Annotated in this window: 5 protein-coding genes; 1 reads left to right on the top strand and 4 read right to left on the bottom strand. The window is 62.8% G+C overall.

Annotation, left to right across the window (positions count from 1 at the left end; genetic code table 11):
* Positions 1 to 149 precede the first annotated feature (149 nt).
* Positions 150 to 761 carry a type VI secretion system-associated protein TagO gene (locus VES88_11695; protein HYN82159.1) on the bottom strand — a complete coding sequence of 204 codons (612 nt, stop codon included), beginning with the start codon at positions 759 to 761 and terminating at the stop codon, positions 150 to 152.
* A 193-nt stretch (positions 762 to 954) separates the two neighbouring features.
* Between VES88_11695 and VES88_11690 the strand changes: the two genes are divergently transcribed.
* Complete coding sequence (locus VES88_11690; protein ID HYN82158.1) at positions 955 to 1,113, top strand: hypothetical protein; 159 nt, start codon at positions 955 to 957, stop codon at positions 1,111 to 1,113.
* A 32-nt stretch (positions 1,114 to 1,145) separates the two neighbouring features.
* Here the strand turns inward: VES88_11690 and VES88_11685 are convergent, their stop codons facing one another.
* From VES88_11685 to VES88_11675, 3 genes are read right to left on the bottom strand one after another with little or no spacing between them, the layout of a single operon-like run.
* A complete protein-coding gene (locus VES88_11685; GenBank protein ID HYN82157.1) occupies positions 1,146 to 1,931 on the bottom strand; it encodes an ATP-binding protein in 786 nt (261 codons plus the stop codon).
* Positions 1,894 to 3,417, bottom strand: a complete 1,524-nt coding sequence (gene istA, locus VES88_11680) for an IS21 family transposase (protein HYN82156.1) — start codon at positions 3,415 to 3,417, stop codon at positions 1,894 to 1,896. Before istA ends, VES88_11685 begins: the two co-directional genes overlap by 38 nt.
* A gap of 15 nt (positions 3,418 to 3,432) precedes the next feature.
* Positions 3,433 to 3,990: a hypothetical protein gene (locus VES88_11675; protein HYN82155.1), complete on the bottom strand. Its 558-nt coding sequence runs from the start codon at positions 3,988 to 3,990 to the stop codon at positions 3,433 to 3,435.
* Between the last annotated feature and the right edge of the window lie 308 nt (positions 3,991 to 4,298).

The following is a 4,298-nucleotide window of genomic DNA, read 5'->3' as shown; positions in this document are numbered from 1 at the left end:
TGGATTTCACGGTATTCCCCAGCGAAGACTCCGTGCCCTTCATGCGTTCTAAACGTGGAGCTAAGGGGCTGCGCGCTTTTGCGCAGTCCCGCTTGAGCGTAGGGTTAGATCAGAGCCATGAACAAACCGTGCTCTGTCATGTATAGCTCTCACCACTTACATGCCTCTCGGAGAGGTTTAATTGCTTCTGATAGTCCGCCAATGTCAAATGTTGCCATTACGGGGCTTTGGCTGTAGGGAGTAATTTGTGCAAGCAACGTTTGGTGTGACATGAGTTGTTTTGCAAAAGCCATGTCGCTACCAGATACGAAAACTGCTTTGTTATCGGTTGATATTGACCACGTTTTTGTAACCGCCGGGCCTTTATCGAGCCTGGTCAACATGCTTGTAGATTCCAAACCCAAGTAAAGGTCCCAAGTAATATAGGCATTCGTCTTCCCTTCGGCACATCTGATGATGAGCGTTGGGGTGACTGTGTCATAACCAGAACGAACTGACTGCTCGGAGCTAAGCGACAAGTAGACATTTGTTGTGTCGTTTATAGGTGACTTATCTGTTCGGACGATCCATTTTCCCTTGCCAACAGTGACAACTGTTTGTGGTTTGTCCACTCCAAGTGTCTTGGCGATATTGTCATAACATATAAGTCGTTCCGCGCCTGTTTTTTTTGCAGCGCACTTACCAAGCTCTTCTTTTTCCACAGCAAGTGTGTTGGCGGAGAAAAATATTATTAAAAACAGTGCAAAAATGTTGCGTAGCATGAATATCCTCCTGATTAAGATCTAACGAGTCCGTGTTGGCGGTAAGTTGTCGTAACCAGCTTTGGAGCGGGAGGATTGTTGCCGGGGTTCTAAATCCGCGTCATTTTGAAGGTGGGCGCGGGTTTGTGTATGGTAGGCAGCGGCACAGTGGGCGCGGTGCTCAGAACGGCGGATCGTTGGATTCGGGGTGGAGATGAGGGCGCTGATCGTGCTCGCACGTTGGTTCGGTGGTTTCGTGGTGGTAGCGACGAAGCTGGGCGCAGTAATGGCGTTCGAGCGCGTCGGTGAGCTCGTGGAGAAACTCCACGAGCTTAGCGGCCGCCTCATCGGACAGATCGGTGGGCAGACATAGCAGGGGCAAGTCGTTGGGTCTGAGCATGGTGGCTAGCGCTGCTTGCGCGCGGTCGGGGTGCGGGATTTGGCTTTGCGCTCAGCGCGCTCCTTGGCCTCCTTGAGGCGGTAGCTCTCGCCTTCGAGCGCGACGATCTCGGCGCGGTGTACCAGGCGGTCGACGAGGGTGACGACGCAAGCGGCATTGGGGAACACCTGATTCCATTCGCCGAAGACTTTGTTGGTGGTGAGGAGAATGGGACGATTCTGGTAGCGGCGGGTGACCACCTCGAAGAGCAGATCGGCGTAACGCGCGTCGTAGGACAGATAGCCGACTTCATCGATGGCCAGGATGGTGGGAGAGGTATAGCGGCGCAGCCGGCGCGCGAGTGCGGTGGTGGAGTCCTGAGCGGCGAGGTCGTGAAGCATGTCGGAGGCCAGCGTGAAGCGCGCGGTATGGCCGTGCAACACCGCTTGGTAGGCGAGGTTTTTGAGCAGCATGGTTTTGCCCAGACCGTTGGGTCCGATGAGCACCACGTTGGCGGCCTCCTCGACGAAGGCGAGCGAGAACAGTTCCTCGATCAGGCTGCGGTCGCACTTCTTGGGCCATTCCCAGTCGAAGTCGGCGATGGGCTTGAAGGTGCCAAGGCGGGTATTGTCCAGACGGCGTTTGAGGGAGCGATGCGCGCGCTCGGTTTCTTCAATGTCGAGCACTCGGGGTAGCCACGGTTCGTGCATCAGGGACTCGGCATGCGCGAGCAGGCCGTAGAGGCCGAGCCGGCGCAGACTCTGGCGAGCCACTTCAAGAGTGAGGTTCGTCGTCGGTGTGGGTGCCTTCATCATGTTTGTCCGGAGTGAGTTGGTCGTAATCGCGCAAGGCGTGCGCGCGCACGCTGAGCGTGTGTAGCCGCGGATCCGCGGGCAGTACCACCGCGATAGGCGGGGGTTGGCCGCGGGCGTGGGCGTGGCTATCGATGAAGTGGCGCACGGCGCCCAGGTGCGCGGCGTCTTCGGCGAGCGCGGCGACGATGGCCGCCTCCAGTGCGTGCGCGCCGTGGGTGTCGAGCAGCGCCAGCAGACCGCGGGTGAGCACGCCCAGGTGTGCGCCGCGCTCGGCGGCGCGCAGGAACAGCGGCTTCGCACTCGGTGCGCCGTGATGCAGGCGGTCTTGCGCACGGTGCGCACGGGCGGCGCGCTTGTAGGTGACGAGGGCCTCGACATGGGCCTCGATTTCCACTTGCACGCCGCGATCGAACGAGCGCGGATGAGCGGCGAGCACGTCGTGGCCATCGAGGATGCGCACGGTATGCAAGCTCGCCAGCACGCTGAGCGTTCGACCCACATGGGTGTGGGGGATAGAGTAGTCGTTCAGATCGAAACGCGCGTAGGGGGTTTTGCGCACGCTCACCTCGATGCGCTCCTCAGTCGGGAACGGGTTCTCGGGCAAGGCGAGGAGATGGGGTTGTTCGTCGGCGAACACGGCACGCACGCTGCGGGCACGGTCCTCCGGGCAGGGCCGATCGGCCGCCTCCCCCTCACACCAGGCGTCGGCTTGGGCGTTCAGATCATCGAGATCCCGGAAGGTGCGCGCGGCGAAGAACGCATCGCGCACGAAGCGAATGGCACGCTCGACCCGCCCCTTCTCATTGCCGCGCGCCACCGCCACCGGGCGGGGCTGGAAGCGGTAGTGGGCGGCCAACTCCAGAAGCGCGGGGTGGAATCGGATCGCCTCGTGGCTGCGTTCGAGCACGGCGCTTTTCAGGTTGTCGTAGAGCACCACCCGCGGCGCCGCGTTCCAGCGGCTGAAGGTCTCCACGTGGCCGCGCAGGAAGTTCGCCATGGCGGCGTTCAGGTAAAAGCGCAGGAACAAGCGGCGCGAATAGGAGAGCACCATCACGAACGCCATCAGCGGGCGCACGGCCCGCCCGATGGTGAGTTTCCCGAAGTGCGCCCAGTCGGCTTGCGCTTGTTCGCCGGGCAGCGTTCGCAGCCGCAGATACGCCTCGCCCGCGGCCCGCGGGCGAAGGGTGGCGACGATCGCGCGGAAGTGATCGGGGGCGCCCGGATAGCCTCGCTCCTTCACCATCGCGTAGAGCCGGGACGCGCGAAGGCTCGGGTACTTCGCCAACGTCTCCTCGATGAACGCCCGGTAGGGCTCAACGATGGAGAGGCGGGCGGGCACTTTCTCTACCGGCACGCCGGCTTGAGCGAGCACCCGGCGCACGGTGCCGTGATGCACGCGCAGTTGCGTGGCGATGGTGCCAATCGGCCAGTGCTCGGTCTGATGCAGCCGCAGGATCTCCGCCTCCAGCGCGCGCGGGATCATCGCAGAGCGTTCCGATCAAGGGCCCCCGCGCAGTGGGCCGTGCCGGGCAAAGTGCGGCAGTGCGCGCTCGCAGAAGTTGCAGCGCCCCAAGAGCGCCATCCGGCGATGAGCGTGCGGGTGCGCGCCGCGCTGCATATCGGTGCGATCCAATGCCGCGCAGTCGTCCGGCGCCGACGGCGGTTCAACCACGGTGATGTCTTCTGCATCGCGGGGCTCAATCGGGATCGAGAGGAGCGCCACTGTGCCGGTCAGGGCCACCGCAAGGGAACCCTGATGCGTCACTTTCTCCGATTGCCGAGTGCGCCAGGCGCTTTGCCGCGCCGCATGCCGGCACGCTCCGCGGTAGCTTCTCTGATAGCGCTCCCCGGCGCGCAGCAACGATTCGCCCCGGCAAACCCGCGCGCACTCGCCCGCGCAGTAGCGGTTGCCCCGGTCGCAGTCCCGGCAGATGCGCACCTGCTCGGCGCAGCGCGCGCAACTGTAGAGCCGGTACGTCTCCCCGCTCGCCTCCATGAACCCCGCACGCCGCCGCTGGACAACGCCGCGCATTGCAGGCATAAAGGCAGTGCGCACGCGCTTCCCATGCGCGCGCGCTCGCAGAAGGCCCGGGGTTCTTTCCAGGAATGTGCCCGGGCCTTCGCCTTTCCGGCGTTCGCGTCGAGCATAGCGCACGGCGTCCCCGAGTACCTCGGGACGCACGCATCGGTCACATCAAGTCCACCGCCTCGACCTACGGCAGCGTTTCACTACATCCGGACTCACCGCTCGACACGCCCGGATCCGATTCGAAATTCCTTCCCACCCAGAAACACCCGGCGAACGATTTTGAGGACGACCCGCGTCAATCCCCAGATTCCGGCGGGTTTACGTCGCCGTCAACA

The sequence above is a fragment of the Gemmatimonadaceae bacterium genome, from assembly GCA_035633115.1.
Lineage (GTDB): Bacteria > Gemmatimonadota > Gemmatimonadetes > Gemmatimonadales > Gemmatimonadaceae > UBA4720.
Note: the sequence above shows the minus strand (reverse complement) of the source record. Positions and strands in the feature narration are given on the sequence as shown.

Excerpts from the sequence above, each read along its gene's own strand:
- VES88_11695 (HYN82159.1), bottom strand. The coding sequence starts at position 761 with ATGCTACGCAACATTTTTGCACTGTTTTTAATAATATTTTTCTCCGCC.
- VES88_11690 (HYN82158.1), top strand. The coding sequence starts at position 955 with ATGAGGGCGCTGATCGTGCTCGCACGTTGGTTCGGTGGTTTCGTGGTG.
- VES88_11685 (HYN82157.1), bottom strand. The coding sequence starts at position 1,931 with ATGAAGGCACCCACACCGACGACGAACCTCACTCTTGAAGTGGCTCGC.
- istA (HYN82156.1), bottom strand. The coding sequence starts at position 3,417 with ATGATCCCGCGCGCGCTGGAGGCGGAGATCCTGCGGCTGCATCAGACC.